Source organism: Paenibacillus silvestris (assembly GCF_009882985.1).
Taxonomy (GTDB): Bacteria; Bacillota; Bacilli; order Paenibacillales; family NBRC-103111; genus Paenibacillus_E; species Paenibacillus_E silvestris.
In genome coordinates this window covers 324679-342065 of record NZ_WTUZ01000020.1, presented here as the reverse complement: position 1 = coordinate 342065, position 17387 = coordinate 324679, and the positions used below count along the sequence as shown (strand labels likewise).

Here is a 17387-nt window from a genome sequence, read left to right as displayed (position 1 = left end):
AGCTCTATTTGGTACTACTAAATTAAACTAACTTAGCCGAGCTAAAATTGCGTCTAGATTTTGGAGGGGAACCCCTTCAATCAAGTCGCCGTATTTCCTTAATCGGTCAAGGACCGTATGTAAATTGAATTCACGAGGACTAGGACGCAGTTCAACCTCTTTCCATAACAGGGGAGTGGAGACGGATGCGTCTTTTTTGGCGCGGGGGGTATAGGGAGCGGATAGTGTTTTCCCATACCAATGCTGAAGGTAGTCGATGTAGATTTTATCCCCGCGGTTTTTCTTGAAGCGTTCGATCGTAAACAGATTCGGATAAATTTTAACGACATACGAAGCGATAAAATAACCGATTTTCCGCAGCTGCTCGAACGTGTAGCCAGGTTGAATTGGAATGTAAATTTGAACGCCTGTCGCGCCGGAGGTTTTGGCAATAGATTGAATATGCAGGGAGTCCAGCACTTCTCCGATGATGTGCGCGGCTTCCATAATGCGCGGCTCTTCCTCCAGAGTGGGGTCGATATCAATCAACCACTCTGCCGGCAGGGTATCCCCGATATGATGGAAAGAGGGATGGAACTCCAAGCAAGCAAGATTGCCCAGCCAAAGGAGTGTAGATAGGGAGTCCAAATTAACGTACTGAATGCCATCGAGGGGAGCCAGCTTCACGAAGCTAGGCACCGGATCGGGGGCGTTTTTCTGGTAAAAGGACTTTTGGTCATACCCGTTAGGGAAACGGATAGTTGTTAAATGCCGGTTGCTGCAGTAACGCAGCAGATAAGGAGCCAGCTCGGATAATTTGGAGAGATAATCTCCTTTGGTTATGCCTGCTTCAGGCCATAGAAGCTTATTGGGATTGGTGATTGTCAGCTCATGGCCTTCCACGAGCAGTGTCCCTTTGGTTGTGGCCGCCATGGGCATATCCCTCCTGCACTTTGTTTAGTCTGATTATTCCCTCTAGGACGAGTTCTCAAACTTTTAAGGTCATTTCGTGCTCAAAATGGTTGACAAAAGTCTATGAATAAATCATAATAATAAAAGTAAGTAACAAATAGTAAGTAACATATGAAGTGGAAGATAGTGCTAATTTGTTATTACATTGTTTTTTTGCAATCATACAAAACCACATGTAACGGAGGAGAATTTATATGAGTAACAACGCGGTAGGAAAAAGTGATGCTTTCTTGAAGGCTGTAAAAGACAGACGTACGTACTATGGACTAAGTAAAGATGCTGTCATTTCCAATGAGCGTATCCAAGAGATTGTAAATGAGGCTGTGAAATATACACCTTCGGCTTTTAACTCACAAAGTGCTAGAGTTGTTGTCTTGTTCGGTGATCAATCCGATAAGTTGTGGAGCATTACCAAAGAAACGTTGAGAAAAATTGTACCAGCAGGCAGCTTTGCGCCAACAGAAGAAAGAATTAACGGTTTCAGCAATGGTTCCGGCACGGTTCTATTCTTCGAGGATCAAACTGTTGTTGAAGGTCTTCAAGCTCAGTTCGCTGCTTATGCAGACAACTTCCCAATCTGGTCTAACCAATCTTCAGGCATGCTGCAGCACGTCATCTGGACGGCGCTTGAGCAAGAAGGTCTTGGAGCATCCTTACAGCATTACAACCCGCTGATTAACGACGAAGTTGCGCAAACATGGAATCTTCCAAGCGAGTGGAAGCTGATTGCGCAAATGCCATTCGGCAAACCAACCTTTGTTCCTGGTGACAAAGAGTTTCAACCTCTTGAAGATCGTGTGAAATTCTTCTAATCGCTAATCATTGCTAGATAGCCCCTTTCATTGTCAGATGACAGTGAAGGGGGTTTTTAAATTTTTTTTGAAAATAAGCAAACCGCCCTTGTCTATGCTTCGTTACCTTAAGTAGCAAAAATAAGGAGGAGTCATCGCGCATGGTTAATATGAAAAAAGTAATCGTATCATCCCTTGTATTATTGGGCTTAGCAGCAAGCGCTACGGCTTTATCAGCCGCGGCGGCGGAACCGCTGAACGTTAAATCCGAAACGGATATTGCGGGCGATTTGGGCATTCTGCAAGGAGACGGCAGCGGCTTGACCGCGGAATATTTGAATAAATCGACGACAAGACTGCAAGCGGCGGTTATGTCTTTAAGGTTAAAAGGTTTGGAATCCCAGGCGCTTGCCTTCAGTGGGACTGCGAACTTTAAAGATGCTAGCGGTGTTTCCAAGGAGAATCAAGCGGTTCTTGGCTATTTGAAAGCGAATCCAACTCTAGGCTGGCAGGGAACAGGTGTCGATACATTCGAACCTATGGCTAGCATCACAGCACAGCAGTATTACAAAGTTTTGCTGGAATCCCTGGGTTACGGGCAAGGCACTGATTTCCAGTATGATGATGTCCTTACTTTTGCAGCCAAAAACGGCTTGTCCAAGATTGCTAGCGTGAAGTCATTCAAGAACCTACATATTGCGACTGCTACTCTCGAGGCGTTAGAAACGCCAATCAAAGGGTCAACCAAAACGCTGGCGGCAGACCTAAGCGACAAAGGTAAAATTAGTGCGAGTAAGCTTAGTGTGCTCGAAACCCCGGCATTTAGCTTGAAGACGAGCGATGCTTTAGGCAGCTTTTTAACAGATACCAAAGGAATGACCTTATACTATTTTACCAAAGATGTAGCTGATGTTAATTCTTGCGTTGATGCTTGTTTGGCGAACTGGCCGATCGCAAATGCCAACAATTTCACAGTACCAGCGGAGTTCAGTGCGGCAGACTTCGGGGTTTTCACACGTGCTGACGGCAAAGATCAACTTACTTACAAAGGGTGGCCGCTGTACTACTTCACTAAGGATCAAAAAGCGGGCGACACGATTGGTGATAATGTGGGCAAGGTCTGGTTCGTTATTAAGCCTTCAAATGGCGGAATTGCCATTGGCACGAAGCCTGATCTTGGCAATTATTTGACAGACGCTAACGGCAAGGCTTTGTATTACTATGATAAAGACACGAAGGGCGTAAGCAATTGTTCAGGCAAATGCTTGGAGAAATGGCCGCTTTTCTACTCGAATGCGATTTCTGCTCCTACAGGTGTGAACTCAGCCGATTTCGGTACCTTGGTCCGCGCGGATGGCAGCCTGCAAACGACTTACAAAGGATTCCCGCTTTACTACTGGGTGGATGACAAGAAGATGGGCGATACAACAGGACAGGACGTTGGTCATGTCTGGTACGTGATTGATCCTGCGAAATTCAGTGGGACCAAAGCTGTGAATGCTTCTGTAAAAACAAGTAAATCCGAAGCGCTAGGTACCTACTTAGTCGATCAAAACGGTATGGCGCTGTACTTATTTACCAAAGATAAAGCTGACCCTAATTCCTGCGTAGGTCCTTGTTTGGTAAACTGGCCAATCTTCTACGACGAGAATCTGACGGTTTCGGCGGATCTTGCGGCAAGTGATTTCGGTGTGCTTACGCGAGCTGACGGCAAAAAGCAAAACACTTACAAAGGCTGGCCGCTTTACTACTGGGTGAAAGATCATCTCCCTGGTGAAACGACAGGACAAAATGTAGGCAAAGTCTGGTTCGTTCTGGATCCGGCCAAAACAGAAGCAAGATAACAAGACAGCTTTCATTCGAGATATCCCGCTCCGGCATGCTGGCAAGCTCAGCGCTGCCGGAGTTTTCTTTTTCTATAAATCTATTGCCAAGACAACATGACGGAGATAAGGTAGTAGTATTAACTTTATTTCGACTCGGAGTGTGCCGAATATGCGAAATCGAACGGATGCCGAACTCATGAAGTTGGTCTTGGGTAAGCACCATCCTGCGCTCGAAGAACTTTATGATCGTTATGCCAAACTTGTGTATTCCTTTGCGCTGAAATCTCTGAAGGAAGAACAGGCGGCTAGAGAAATTGTTCAGCTTGTTTTTACGCGTCTCTGGACGACGGAGAAGGGCTATGACGCAAGCAAAGGCGGATATGTAAATTGGATCATTACGGTTACGCGGAATATAACGATTGATTATTTAAGGAAGAAACGAAGACTTGAGCAAGTCGTCCAATTTGAACCTAGAGATTGGGAACAATCCCTTGTATCTGATGCGCCGGATCCCGAATCGGTTATCTCACGCAAATGGATTGGGGAGCAAATCCACGAGGCTTATGTACATTTGTCCGAGAGTCAGATTCAATTGATTGATATGATGTACTGGCAAGGCTATTCCTTAAGCGAGATTGCTACTCAAACAAACGAACCGGTTGGCACGATCAAGAGCCGTCTGCATCAATGTTTAAAAATACTTCGTAAACATCTGACATCACTAAGGGAGGGATGACGTTATGAAAGAACATGAAACTGTCGATTGCAGTTATTTGGTCAACTATTTGACTGGCGATTGCACAGAGCTAGAACGCGCGGCTTTCGAGCGGCATCTACGAACTTGTGCCAGCTGCCGCGAAGAATTAAGGGACCTGCAGGATGTTTGGCAGGCGTTGCCTTTTGAGATGGAAGAAGTGGAATTGCCGCCAGACTTGAAACAGCAAGTCATGCATGCCATCGTGCCTCCTAAGCTTAAGGCGATACAATACAAGAAGAAACGTTCGTTTAAGTGGATATATGGGTTGTCGGCCGCTATTATCTTAGGGCTGGCTGTAGGCATTTGGTGGAATAATCAACCGAAGAATTCGGCGCTTTCAGCGAATCCGGGTTTAAGTGAGCCTGCGGAAATCATGCATACGTTTCAATTAAAATCTGTGGAAAGTACAATGCCAGCAGCCTCAGGGACGGCATGGGTGCTTCAGAACGGCGATGTCCACAACGTGGTCATTAATTTGCAGGGTCTGCAGGAGACAAAAGGGGACACCGCGTACCAGGTTTGGTTCAATCGGAACGGAAAGCGGTATAACTGCGGAACGCTTCGCGTTGATGAGAAAGGCACTGGCGTGCTGACTTACAGCATTCCGGTGAAGGGCAAGGATTTCCAGATCGACTCCTTCGGCGTTACACTTGAACCCGATTCCAATGGGCTGACGCCTCGCGGGAAGAAGGTCTTGGGCACTTCCTAAACTGAACGAACACGCTGCGCAGTGAACTAGTCCACAGTGCAGCGTGTTCTTTTTTTGGTGCATGGGTGTCGAGGCCAAGGCCAGAGGGAACTATAGGGTGTTATTTCGCGGGAAATAACCCATTGAGCCAGAAGGGAGGATCTGTGGTCCCCTATTCTGCTATTTGGAACGGAATGAGGTCCTATTTCGCTGAAATAAGACCCTGTAGTTCATCTTCTGCCGCGGAATCTCCGTATTTGCACAAAATAGCGACCTGTAGTTCCGCTCCCTCTGCGCGGATACTCAGAATATCTTGACAAGAAGGGGCAAATTTCAGATGATGGCTTAAAATGCCAAGGTTAGCCTCAGCGGAATCTTCCCCAGTAAGGAGAATGAGATTATGTTGTTATCCATCTTCATATTTATTGTTGCAGGACTTGCTGAAATAGGCGGAGGCTATCTGGTCTGGCTGTGGCTGCGAGAGTCCAAGCCTATGTGGTACGGTATCGTAGGCAGTATCATCCTCATTGTATACGGAATCATTCCAACCTTGCAGAGCTTCCCCTCGTTCGGGCGGGTGTACGCAGCTTATGGCGGAGTATTCATCATCCTTGCTGTATTATGGGGATGGGTGATCGACAAAAAAACACCTGACCTTTACGACTGGACCGGAGCTGTCGTTTGTGTCATAGGTGTTTCTATCATGCTATGGGCACCTCGCGGTTAGTGTAGAGGAGGCGTTTGCCTGCATCAATGGACGAGCTTAGTTTTTCCAAGTTTGCGCTTCCAGCCCAGCAGCACCATCGCAATAAGTGCTCCTGCGAATCCGAGCCCCATATCTTTTTCGGCGTCATAAATATCTCCTTGTTTACCGACATACTCCTCGCCAGCTTGACCAGCCACATAGGCAGCCCCCATTTCTATGATTTCGAAAAAGGCACTGAACCCGAAAACGATCACCACCGGCATCGCATAGGACCACGAACCTTGCATCTTGCCTGCGCGGGTTAGCCATTCACGGGCAGGATAGGCCCAGAGCAGCCCGAACAGGAGATGCACAACCCGATCATAATAGCTTCGATGGGTATGGAAAGCAGTCTTCAGCCAAATGTCGAACGGGGTACCTTGATAGGTATAATGAGCGCCGTAAGTATGAAAGCACAAGAAGATAAAGATGAACATATAGGACAACTGAGAGAAACGAAATTTTTTATAGGTGAAAAAAAGGACAACTACGACAGAAATAAGCAGGATATTTTCCATCAGCCACTGCATGCGATCCGTTGGTCTGGCCGCCATAAACACCCAGTACACGGCAAATACGGCGATCATCACGTACAAAGGCCATTGCTTCTTACCCATAAAGTCCACATTCTCCTTTTTTACTACTCAAATAGCAGATAGGCTTATTCTTGTAGTGTGGACATAAATGCAAACGTCATGCGGTCACTAGGTAATAACCTTCAACCACAGATATAAACCAAGCAATGTAATGAGCAAAGTAGGGACTGTAAGGACGATGCCGATTCTAAAATAAGTGCCCCAAGTGATCGTTACTCCTTTTTTCGAAAGAACATGGAGCCAGAGCAGTGTCGCCAGCGATCCGATCGGTGTCATTTTCGGTCCCAAATCAGAGCCAATCACATTGGCATAAATGAGAGCTTCTCGGATCACACCGTCTGTCTCCGTGCCATGAATGGCTAGCGCGCCAATCAATACGGTCGGCAGATTATTCATAATCGAAGAGAGGATAGCTGACAGGAACCCCATGCCAATAGTGGCGGCCAACAGACCATGCCCCGAAATAACGTCAATTAATTCTCCCAACGCATCGGTTAATCCGGCGTTTTTTAAGCCATATACCACAACATACATGCCAATTGAAAAAATAACGATAGCCCACGGAGCGTCTTTGACGATCTGCTTCGTTTGGATGACTTTGCTGCTGCGGGCGAGCAGAATGAAAACGAGCGCAGCGATTCCTACAATGAAGGAAACGGGGATCTTAACGAATCCACTGGCCAAATAGGCGGCTAGCAGGACACCTAGAATGACCCAGGACAATCGGAAAAGCCGAAGATCTTTAATGGCGGCTGATGGCTGCTTGAGATGAGTCCCCTCATAATCCGTAGGAATATCTTTTCTGAAATACAAATACAGCACCAGCAGGCTTGCCCCTAATGAAAAAAGGCTAGTGACGAACATACGGCTTGCATAAGTAGTAAAGTCAATATTGAAAAAATCAGCCGAAACAATATTCACCAAGTTGCTGACAACGAATGGGATGGAAGTTGTATCCGCGATAAATCCGCTTGCCATGATGAAGGGGAGAATCATTTTATCCGGAAATTTCAAAGCCCGAACCATGGCGAGCACGATAGGCGTCAAGATGAGCGCAGCACCGTCATTGGCGAAGAAAGCCGATACGGCGGCTCCCAGCAGGATGACGTAGATGAACTTGCGTTTACCGTTGCCATTAGCCATACGCGCCATATGGAGGGCAGCCCATTCAAAGAACCCTATGTTATCTAGGATTAGGGAGATTAAGATAATGCCGACAAAAGCTAATGTTGCATTCCAAACGATCCCTGTTACAGTGGCAACATCCTGCAGGGAAACAACCTGAAAAAGCAGCGCCAATATAGCGCCTGCCGAAGCGGAGTATCCAATATTTAGGCCCCGCGGCTGCCAGATGACGAAGGTAATCGTAAGTAAAAAAATAAAGACGGCCAAATAAATCATGTGTTCCTCCCGACTCGGATTTCTTCAACATTTTCATAGTTCCTCTACGATTTGTCAATGCTTAAATCAAAGATTGGATAAAGGCTGACAAACCGTACCTTTCTATCGAAGTAGTGTGTTAAAATGATGTATCTTATTTCCGAGGTGCAGATGATGTCCAACGAACGATTACCTAAGGCAGTTTACGAGCAATTAGCTTTATTTCGATATCAGATCCGAAAGTTTATACATTTCAGTGAGTCAGCGGCAAGAGCGCATGGGCTGACACCCCAGAATCATCAGTTGATGCTAGCCATCATGGGGTTCCCAGGGCGGGATTACGCAACGCCGAAGGAGCTGGCTGAACGCTTGCAAGTTACGCCACACGCCTGTGTGGAGTTGATTAACCGCTGTGAACAGCTTCAATTGGTGTATCGGGTGCCGAATCCGGATGATGGCCGAAGCATATTTATTCGATTGTCGGAGTCCGGCATGCGGATATTGGAGGATCTTTCGGAGATTCATATGAATGAGTTAAAGAATATTGGGCTTTTGGAATTCCCTGAAGATGATGAATGATTTTATGTTATATAACATTACATTTAATTTTTATATAGTTTTATATTGTGAAAATTAGGCGTTTAAATGTTATGTAAATTAACATAAACACTTGATTTTTATCGCAGTACGATATATATTTTGTTATAAGTAAAGATAACTCGTTCGTGATCATGTCACTTTTCTTACATGTATACAAAATTTAACTCGTGCAACTTGCACGTTAGCGCTGGTGAACCAACATGACAACAAATAAAGTGAAAAGCGTCTGCCCCTATTGCGGTGTTGGCTGCGGAATAGTGCTTGAGGTGTCTGGCAACAAAGTGCTCAAAGTGACGGGTGATAAAGAACATCCGACCAATTATGGCCGTCTGTGCACCAAGGGCAACACATGCGCGCAAGCAATCGCAGAGTCAGGGCGGATGGAGTACGCATATAAACGTCTCGGGCGTAAGAAAGAGCCTGTCAAAGCTGGGATGGCTGACATCATCAAGGAAACAGCGAAGCGGTTGCGGTCTATTGTTGATAAGTACGGTCCGGACGCCATGTCTTTCTATGTGTCAGGCCAAATGTCGCTGGAAGCTCAATATTTGGTTAACAAGCTGGCCAAAGGCTATATCCGCACGAATAACATTGAATCCAACTCTCGCTTATGCATGGCTAGCGCAGGCAGCGGCTACAAGCTGTCGCTTGGAGCAGATGGCCCTCCTGGATCGTATCAGGATATGGAACGCGCGGATTTGTTTTTCGTTATTGGCGCCAATATGGCTGATTGCCATCCTATTCTTTTTCTTCGCATGATGGATCGGGTGAAAGCGGGAGCTAAGCTTATCGTGGTAGACCCCCGCCGTAACGCGACAGCAGATAAAGCGGGGCTTTATATGCAGATTAAGCCCGGGACAGATCTTGCGCTTTTGAACGGTCTTCTGCACTTGCTGGTTAAGAACGGCCATACGGATCCGGCTTTTATAGCGGAATTCACGTCTGGCTGGGAGAACATGCCGGCCTTCCTTGATGACTACACACCGGATAAAGTAGCTGAACTAACAGGCATCCCCGAAGCGGACATTCGCAAAGCCGCTTTATGGATTGGCGAGTCGCCGGAATGGATGACGTGCTGGACGATGGGGCTGAACCAGAGTACCCACGGAACTTGGCATACCAATGCGATCTGCAACCTGCATCTGGCAACAGGCGCAATATGCCGTCCAGGAAGCGGACCTTTCTCCCTTACGGGTCAACCCAATGCCATGGGGGGCCGGGAGATGGGATACATGGGACCTGGCTTGCCAGGGCAGCGATCTGTGCTGGCCCAGGCTGACAGGGACTTCATAGAAGACATGTGGGAAGTACCAAGGGGAACCTTAAGGACCGAAGTAGGCACAGGCACTGTGTCGATGTTCGAAAGCATGAAAGCCGGAGATATCAAAGCTTGCTGGATTATTTGTACGAATCCGGTGGCTACGGTACCTAACCGCAAGAAGGTGATTGCAGGCCTTGAGGCCGCCGAACTTGTCATCGCGCAGGATGCTTTCTATGAGACAGAGACGAATCCCTATGCGGACATCCTGCTTCCCGGCGCCTTATGGGCAGAGGCCGAGGGCGTTATGATCAACTCAGAGCGGAATTTGACGCTGATGGAGAAAGCTGTTGAGCCGCCCGGCGAAGCGATGCCAGATTGGCAAATCATCGCCAAGGTTGCATGCGAGATGGGGTATTCTGCTGCGTTCACGTACGCGTCCTCGGCGGAAGTGTATCAGGAGATTCAGCGAGCCTGGAATCCAAAGACCGGCTACGATATTCGGGGTGCCTCGTATGAGCGGCTGCGCCAAAAACCGATACAATGGCCGACCGCACCTGACAGTCAGAATGATCGCAACCCCATTCGTTATTTGAATGATGGAGTCAGCCAGCATCTGAAGGAACTTGAGGACGGGAAGCGTCCGCGTATTGTTTTTGCAACGGAGAGCGGCAAAGGGATTTTTCTGGCTCGTCCCTATCTGCCGCCTGCAGAAATGCCGGATGCCGATTTCAGTTTCGTATTGAATACAGGCCGCTTGCAGCATCAGTGGCACACCATGACGAAAACGGGGAAAGTCCCGACGCTGAATAAGCTCAATCCGGGTCCATTCATCGAAATTCATCCGGAGGATGCGGAGTTGCTTGGGGTCAAAGAGCAAGACAAAATTGAAATTCGCTCTCGTCGCGGATTTGCTATCCTGCCTGCGGTCATTACCGATCGGGTGAGGCCGGGGAATTGCTTCGCTCCTTTTCATTGGAATGATGTGTTCGGAGAGAAGCTCGCCATTAACGAGGTGACAAGCGATGCGGTTGATGGCATCTCTTATCAACCGGAACTGAAGTATTGCGCTGTTTCACTAGTTAAACAGAAGGAGGAAGTGAAAATGGCTACAATGGCACCTATAGATGCGCTCGCAACGATGCTCGGCATTCAATCATCCCCGGCAATGACGCTGGATAATCATGAGAAGATGTATCTTTCCGGATTCTTGACAAGTCTCCGAGCAGGAGATTCGCGTCCGGTGCCTGGTATTCCTGTTCTGCCTCCTACAGCGCCTTTGGAGGCATCCAAGCGATATTGGCTGGATGGCATGTTAGCTGGTATGTTCTCGCGCACGTATCTTCCTGAGACTGTGGCGTTACCCGATGTAGCACCGGAAACCCAGCATGAAACGAAGGTAGCTGAATCAACGCATTCTGATAAGGTGCCAGTGACGATACTGTGGGCTTCCCAAACCGGAAATGCAGAAGGTACTGCCATCCAATGCGCTCAACAATTGCAAGAAGCTGGCTACAACGTGCGTCTCATGAATATGAATGCCTACTCGATGGCTGATTTGAACGCGGAACGTTATGTATTCTTCCTGGTCAGCACATTCGGTGCTGGAGATCCGCCAGATAATGGCGAGAACTTCTGGAACGTGCTAAAGGGAGAGGCGATGACTCGTTTGCCTGAGCTGCGCTATTCTGTTCTGGCCTTCGGCGATTCCAATTATGATCTCTTTTGCGGTTTTGGGCGCAATTTGGATGCGCGACTGGAGCAATTGGGCGCTAAGCGCCTTAGCGGACGGGTTGATTGTGATACGGATTACGAAGAGCAAGCTGCTGCATGGATGAAAACCGTTGTGACGAAGTTAAGTGAGCCCATTACAGTTACCAAGGAATCTCAAGTTTCTTATGACCGCAATCATCCATTAACGACACGGATTGTTCTAAACCGGCTTTTGAACGGGGAGGGTTCCGAGAAAGAAACTCGCCACTATGTTTTTGATCTCACGGGCAGTGGGATGCCTTACGAAGCAGGAGATGCTCTGGGCGTATGGCCAACCAACGATCCTAAGATCGTCGCTGATATTTTGGAGGCCGTTAAGTTAGATCCATCGACACAGGTAACTGTCAAAGATAAAGGTCAGATGACAATAACCGAGGCGCTTCGCCGTCATTTTGAAATTGCCAGGGTCACTCCAGCCATCCTGGCGTTCATTCACGAGCGAGCGAATAACGAAGCGTTAGGCAGCTTGTTGACGAATAAAGCGGAATTGAAGACATGGCTTTGGGGTCGCCAATTGCTTGATGTGTTAGAAGTTTATCCGATAGTCAAAGCCGTCTCTGCGGAGGAGCTCCTACAAGTGTTGAAGCCACTGCAGCCCCGGCTGTATTCCATCTCCTCTAGTCCCAAAGCGGAACCTGATGAAGTTCACATCACGGTATCAACGGTTCGCTACGAAATGGAAGGCAAACCGCGGACTGGCGTTTGTTCAGGTTTCTTGGCAGATCGTGTCCAAGGTGAAGGGGAGGTTGGACTCTTTATCCAAAAGTCCCCTCACTTCAGACCGCCAGCCAATCCGGACGCTGGGATGATCATGATCGGACCGGGCACTGGCATCGGGCCTTTCCGGGGATTTCTTCAGGAGCGCCAAGCGACTGGGGCCAAAGGAAAGAACTGGCTCATTTTCGGAGAACAGCGCGCAGCGTGTGATTTCTACTTCAAAGAGGAGCTGGAGATCATGCTGCAAGAAGGAACGCTGCACCGGCTGGATACCGCTTTTTCCCGCGACCAAGAGGAGAAAATTTACGTCCAGCATCGTATGCTGGAGCACGGGGCAGAGTTGTGGGCATGGCTGAAAGACGGCGCGCACTTCTATATTTGCGGGGATGCCCTTTCCATGGCCAAAGAGGTTGATGCTACGCTGAAACAAATTATTCAGCAGCATAGCGGCATGAGTGCAAGTGAAACGGAGAGCTATGTGAAAGAAATGTCGTCTACGAAGCGATATGCGAAAGATGTCTATTAAGTTTCAAATAGAACGCGCCCTGTCTGGGATAGATTATATCCTTGGATGGGGCGTAGTTCGTTATGGAAAACCTCAGATTGCAGCACTTCTTTTACACTTTCAATCCATGCCAGATTCTCTGGTTTCTTCAGCATAACAAGATCAACGCGCTCCTGAATGAGCGGAATGAAGTCGACGCCACCGACCATGTAGGCCGCTTTCTCGATCCCCACACCAAAATCTCCTTCTCCGAGTGCCACTTTGCCTGCGACGCCCATATGATTCGATTCCTCATGCTCATAACCAATTAGATCCCGATAGGAAACGCCATGCAGACGAAGCTGTTCATCGAGCAAAACGCGGGCACCAGAACCCTTTTCACGATTAATCAGCCGAAGGCCCTTCTGTTTGAGGTCAGCCCAGCCGTGAATCTTACTGGGGTTTCCTTGCTGAACATAGAGACCTGCGGATCTTGAAACGAGATTGATGACAACATAAGAGGAGCCGATCAGTATTTTACGTACATAAGGAATGTTGTATTCTCCTGTATCGCCATCCAAGAGGTGTGTGCTTACGATATCAGTTTCCCCTCTATACATGGCGATTAAGCTTTCCAAGCTGCCGACATAAGATCGCAGAGGCCATTTGCCAGGGATTTTTCTCTCGATATGTTTGGCCAAAATGTCCAAGCTGACGTCCTGTCCGGTGATGACCAGCGTATTTTTGGATGCCGGAGATGAGGCTGTGGGTGTGGTCAGCGGCGGCAATTCCACGGTGTCCATTTTGTGGGTAGTGACCATATCGCCTTTGGCACGTGTTTTATAAGCTTCTAAGTCCGAGGCGTCTATACGCATTTGTTTTCCTACCCGATAGGCGGGGAGATCCCCTTTTTTAATGAGATCATAGACCGTTAGTTTCGAGATTTTTAAAAGTTTTGCGATTTCTTCCGTGGTATAGGAAATGTCGGCTGTCATGGTTACCCTCCGTGGCTCTCGGTTATTACGTTATCTTCTATCATAAGCGGATCTATGGTGGAAGACAATCGCAATCCCTTCTAGAAAAAAGAGTGATTATATAATAGAATAATACTAAACCATGCTATTTATATTTAAATAGATACATTAATTATAACGGAGGGGTTATTTTGTTCAAAAAAGGATTGTTTGGTTATGTTTTAATGTTTCTAATTATTGCTTCAATCGTGTTCACAGGTTGTGCCAGCAACAAAGAAACATCGACAGCAACACCAGCAGCGACTGCGCAAACAACGCAAGCTGCACCGTCAGCAACACCAGCATCAACACCGGCGGAGAAAGTGGAATTGACCATTTCTGCGGCTGCCAGTTTAACGGATGCCTTGAAAGAGATTCAAACCAGCTACGAAGGTAAAAACAAACAAATTAAACTTAACTTTAACTTTGGTGCTTCTGGGGCGCTTCAGCAGCAAATTGAGCAAGGGGCTCCAGCCGATGTATTCCTATCAGCGGCGACCAAAAATATGAAGGCACTTGTTGATAAACAGTTAATTGATGCTGCACAGCAAAAGAACCTGCTAATTAATGAATTGGTACTTGTCGTACCGGCTGATGGCAAAGTGGCTGTTCAGAAGGTAGAAGATTTAACAGCTGAGGGAATTAAACACGTTGCGATTGGTGAACCGCAAACAGTTCCGGCTGGAAGCTACGCCAAAGAGGCGCTTACGCAAACGAAGCTATGGGATGGGCTGCAAGCCAAAATCGTACAAGGCAAAGATGTTCGTCAAGTGCTGACCTATGTAGAATCAGGAAATGCAGAAGCTGGTTTCGTCTACAAGACAGATGCACTGACTTCCCAAAAAGTGAAAGTAGCTCTAAGTGTCGATTCCAAAACCTACACGCCAATCGAGTATCCGGCAGGTATTGTCAAAGCAACCAAGCACAGCAAAGAGGCTGCTGACTTCTATGCTTACCTTCAGACGAAAGAAGCGCAGGATGTCTTTGTGAAATACGGTTTCACGATTCCGAAATGATCGATTCTATCACTTGGCGTGAATTCCTCGATCCAATCCTGCTTTCTCTGAAAGTAGCGGCGGTTTCCAGTGTATTCGTCCTTCTCCTAGGCGGCCTGGCGGCCTGGAGAATGTCGCGGCGAAGCTTCCCTGGGAAGTCCTTCGTCGAAACGGCCATTCTGCTGCCATTGGTGCTGCCGCCGACCGTTGTCGGCTTCATCTTGCTGGTCGTTCTCGGCAAAAAGAGTTGGATCGGCGCAGGGATGGAAATGCTGTTTAATCAGTCCATTATTTTTACATGGGGCGCTGCCGTTATCGCTTCGATCGTGGTAGCTTTCCCTCTCGTGTATCAAACGATGAAAACAGGGTTTGCCTCTGTTAGCAGAGACATTGAGGATGCAGGAAGGTCATCGGGTGCGAAGGAGTGGCAAGTGCTGCGTTACATCACCCTGCCGCTTGCGTGGCGCTCGATAACCGCCGCTTATATCTTAGGTTTTGCCCGGGGGTTGGGCGAATTCGGCGCAACCCTCATGATTGCGGGGAACATACCGCATAAGACGCAGACGCTGCCTACCGCCATCTATATTGCGGTGGAATCAGGGAACCAGACGCTTGCGTGGTGCTGGGCGGGGGCGATCATTGTGATCTCATTTGGTTTAGTTTTGTTCGTTAATCGCAAAAGTGCTAATTAAAGAAGCTATAGATCGCTATCTCGTCAAATTTGCCGAAATAGTGCTCTATAGTTTCTTTTTTTAAGTCGTCTTAGGTGGTAGGAAACCTAGCGCCCGCAGTGGGCCATGATACATAATAGTACACATATATTTGGCTAGCTCGGCCGGGGTTTGTTGTCGGCCATGTCGGATCCATTCCAAGATGAAGCCGAAATGGGCGGAAGACACGTAGCCGATCAAGATGTCGGCAGGCACAAGCAGAACGTTTTGGACTTGAGACTCAATCAGCTTGTGGTACATGTGGGAATGGATGGTTTCCTTCATTAATACGGAGAAGGACAAATCCCCATTCTGGCCGAGCATAACCTCGAAGAAATCCGCCTGCGAATCAAAATATTCGTATAGGCGAATAAGGCCATCGTATACTTTCCCCTCTAAAGCTTGGTTAAACATATCCCTTGGCTCCAAATGTGCGACGATGCGCAGCAGTCCTTCCTGGACTTCAGCTTTGAAGTGCTCACGCAAATCTAGCACGTCTCTATAGTGTAAATAAAATGTGCCACGGTTAATATTTGCTTTGCGTGTTAGATCGCTGACCGTAATAGTTTCAAGCCCCTTTTCTTTAATAAGCGCCACAAAGGCTTCGCGAAGAGCTTGTTTAGTCTTTGCTTTTCTTCTGTCTATCTTCTCGGTCATGCCCGAATCTCCCCCTCGAAACCAATTATTCTTCACGATAATCGACACTGTTTTCCGAAGCTGTTCATTACACGACATTTCATTGAAGTATTGCGTATTGAACGTTTCTTAAACCTGATTATAATCAACATAGTGGTTATTATTCAACAAGCTGTTGATTATAAATTAGGAGGTCATTCCCATGTCTTTTTTCAAAATGAAGACTGCACGTATAGGTTTCGTGGTCGTTTTCGTCGTTATCATGGTATTTGGGCTTGCTTTAATGGGTTCTGTGCTAAGCGCTAAACCTCAAAATCTGCCCGTGGCACTCGTCGTCCTCGATCAGCCAGCTAAACTGCCTGATGGCAGCACATTAGCGGTCGGCGAGATGGTGAAAGAGAAGTTGAAGGGCATCGCTGAACTGCCGGTAAAATGGGTGGAGGTCAGCTCGGAAGCGGATCTTGCGGCCCAGCTTGACGAGCAGAAGGTGTACGGCGCTTTGGTGCTTCCAGCCGACTTAAGCTCGGGGATCGCTTCGTTGCAATCGCCGTCTCCGAAGCCAGCGACTGTCCGCATCGTGTTGAACGAAGGGACCAATACGCAGGCTGTGTCGGCTGTCCGGATGATTCTGCAGCAGGCAACGAACACGCTAAGCTCGCAGCTGGCGGGACAATTGCTTGGCCAGATCGGAGAGCGCACGCAGCAGATGCCAGTGTCCGCGGCAAGCGCACTCTTGCATCCGTTTCAAGTGACGGAGCAAGTCGTGCATCCTTCTGGCTCGAATAATGCGAATGGCGGCGCGCCGAATTTGCTTGTACAAATTTTGTGGCTGGCCTGCATGGTGACATCCGCGTTCATGTTCCTTACCGCTCGGGAACATGGCAAAGATAGACGCAGTCTTACTGGCACAATCACCTCTCAGCTGACAGCTGGTGTGGTGATCGTTACAATCGCCTCGGCGTTCATGTTATGGATGGCCCATGCCTGGTATGGCATGGCATTCGCCGAGCTTGGTTCAACCTGGCTGTACCTCTGGCTCATGGCGGCGACATTTTTCTTCGTGCAGACAGCGCTGCTGAACTGGATCGGACTGCCATCGATGCTGCTGCTCGTGCTGGTTTTCTTCTTCTCGATGCCGGTTATCGGCATGCCGCAGGAACTGTTGCCGCAAGTAACAGCTGACTGGCTGTACTCGTGGACGCCTTTCCGCTATGCGGCGGCGGGTCTGCGCAGCATCATGTATTTCGATGGTGAAGGAGCGCTTAGCCATAGCCTTTCTGTGCTTGTTGGGATGGCTGCTGTTGGCCTGATCTTGGCCGCGCTATCCGTGTTCAAGCCTCGCAAGGCGGCGGATCAGTCCGCGCGGCAGCCGGCTTCGCAGCTGTAGCTATTGTCATAGCCAAAGCCACGACTATAGCCACTTCCGCCACGCTCTCCCCACAAAGGAAGCGGCCCTAGCAGCCACAT

15 protein-coding genes are annotated in these 17387 nt (G+C 48.2%); 10 read left to right on the top strand and 5 right to left on the bottom strand.

What is annotated here, in order from left to right; all coding sequences use genetic code 11:
• Positions 1-27 precede the first annotated feature (27 nt).
• The gene (gene ligD, locus GQF01_RS16895; RefSeq protein WP_161407899.1) at positions 28-912 is read right to left on the bottom strand and encodes a non-homologous end-joining DNA ligase; all 885 of its coding nucleotides are present in this window, start codon (positions 910-912) and stop codon (positions 28-30) included.
• A 233-nt stretch (positions 913-1145) separates the two neighbouring features.
• Between ligD and GQF01_RS16890 the strand changes: the two genes are divergently transcribed.
• The 5 genes from GQF01_RS16890 (at position 1146) to GQF01_RS16870 (ending at position 5740) form a co-directional block, all read left to right on the top strand.
• Positions 1146-1763: a nitroreductase family protein gene (locus GQF01_RS16890; RefSeq protein ID WP_161407898.1), complete on the top strand. Its 618-nt coding sequence runs from the start codon at positions 1146-1148 to the stop codon at positions 1761-1763.
• A 140-nt stretch (positions 1764-1903) separates the two neighbouring features.
• On the top strand, positions 1904-3586 hold the full coding sequence (locus GQF01_RS16885) for a hypothetical protein (protein WP_161407897.1): 1683 nt from the start codon (positions 1904-1906) through the stop codon (positions 3584-3586).
• Between the two features lie 151 nt (positions 3587-3737).
• Complete coding sequence (locus tag GQF01_RS16880) at positions 3738-4304, top strand: sigma-70 family RNA polymerase sigma factor (RefSeq protein ID WP_161407896.1); 567 nt, start codon at positions 3738-3740, stop codon at positions 4302-4304.
• Between the two features lie 4 nt (positions 4305-4308).
• A complete protein-coding gene (locus GQF01_RS16875; protein ID WP_161408230.1) occupies positions 4309-5034 on the top strand; it encodes an anti-sigma factor in 726 nt (241 codons plus the stop codon).
• A 379-nt stretch (positions 5035-5413) separates the two neighbouring features.
• Positions 5414-5740, top strand: coding sequence for a YnfA family protein (locus tag GQF01_RS16870; RefSeq protein ID WP_161407895.1), 327 nt, complete (start codon positions 5414-5416; stop codon positions 5738-5740).
• A 23-nt stretch (positions 5741-5763) separates the two neighbouring features.
• Here GQF01_RS16870 and GQF01_RS16865 read toward each other — a convergent pair whose 3' ends face one another.
• Positions 5764-6375, bottom strand: coding sequence for a DUF2238 domain-containing protein (locus GQF01_RS16865; RefSeq protein WP_161407894.1), 612 nt, complete (start codon positions 6373-6375; stop codon positions 5764-5766).
• A gap of 87 nt (positions 6376-6462) precedes the next feature.
• The gene (locus GQF01_RS16860) at positions 6463-7755 is read right to left on the bottom strand and encodes an arsenic transporter (RefSeq protein WP_161407893.1); all 1293 of its coding nucleotides are present in this window, start codon (positions 7753-7755) and stop codon (positions 6463-6465) included.
• A gap of 123 nt (positions 7756-7878) precedes the next feature.
• Between GQF01_RS16860 and GQF01_RS16855 the strand changes: the two genes are divergently transcribed.
• Together GQF01_RS16855 and GQF01_RS16850 are read left to right on the top strand one after the other, a co-directional pair.
• On the top strand, positions 7879-8313 hold the full coding sequence (locus GQF01_RS16855) for a MarR family winged helix-turn-helix transcriptional regulator (RefSeq protein WP_235959827.1): 435 nt from the start codon (positions 7879-7881) through the stop codon (positions 8311-8313).
• Between the two features lie 221 nt (positions 8314-8534).
• A complete protein-coding gene (locus GQF01_RS16850) occupies positions 8535-12608 on the top strand; it encodes a bifunctional nitrate reductase/sulfite reductase flavoprotein subunit alpha (RefSeq protein WP_161407892.1) in 4074 nt (1357 codons plus the stop codon).
• Here GQF01_RS16850 and GQF01_RS16845 read toward each other — a convergent pair.
• A complete protein-coding gene (locus GQF01_RS16845) occupies positions 12605-13561 on the bottom strand; it encodes a substrate-binding domain-containing protein (protein WP_161407891.1) in 957 nt (318 codons plus the stop codon). The two genes, GQF01_RS16850 and GQF01_RS16845, sit on opposite strands and share 4 nt — an antisense overlap.
• Positions 13562-13764: 203 nt before the next feature.
• Between GQF01_RS16845 and modA the strand changes: the two genes are divergently transcribed.
• Positions 13765-14595 carry a molybdate ABC transporter substrate-binding protein gene (gene modA / locus GQF01_RS16840; RefSeq protein ID WP_161408228.1) on the top strand — a complete coding sequence of 277 codons (831 nt, stop codon included), beginning with the start codon at positions 13765-13767 and terminating at the stop codon, positions 14593-14595.
• Positions 14595-15266, top strand: a complete 672-nt coding sequence (gene modB / locus GQF01_RS16835) for a molybdate ABC transporter permease subunit (RefSeq protein WP_407945412.1) — start codon at positions 14595-14597, stop codon at positions 15264-15266. The genes modA and modB overlap by 1 nt, the downstream gene beginning before the upstream one ends.
• Positions 15267-15326: 60 nt before the next feature.
• On the opposite strand, the gene GQF01_RS16830 is transcribed toward modB, so the two are convergent.
• Positions 15327-15941 (bottom strand): TetR/AcrR family transcriptional regulator, encoded by a 615-nt coding sequence (locus tag GQF01_RS16830; protein ID WP_161407889.1) that lies wholly within the window; start codon positions 15939-15941, stop codon positions 15327-15329.
• A 181-nt stretch (positions 15942-16122) separates the two neighbouring features.
• Between GQF01_RS16830 and GQF01_RS16825 the strand changes: the two genes are divergently transcribed.
• Complete coding sequence (locus GQF01_RS16825) at positions 16123-17307, top strand: YhgE/Pip domain-containing protein (protein WP_161407888.1); 1185 nt, start codon at positions 16123-16125, stop codon at positions 17305-17307.
• Positions 17308-17387: the final 80 nt, after the last annotated feature.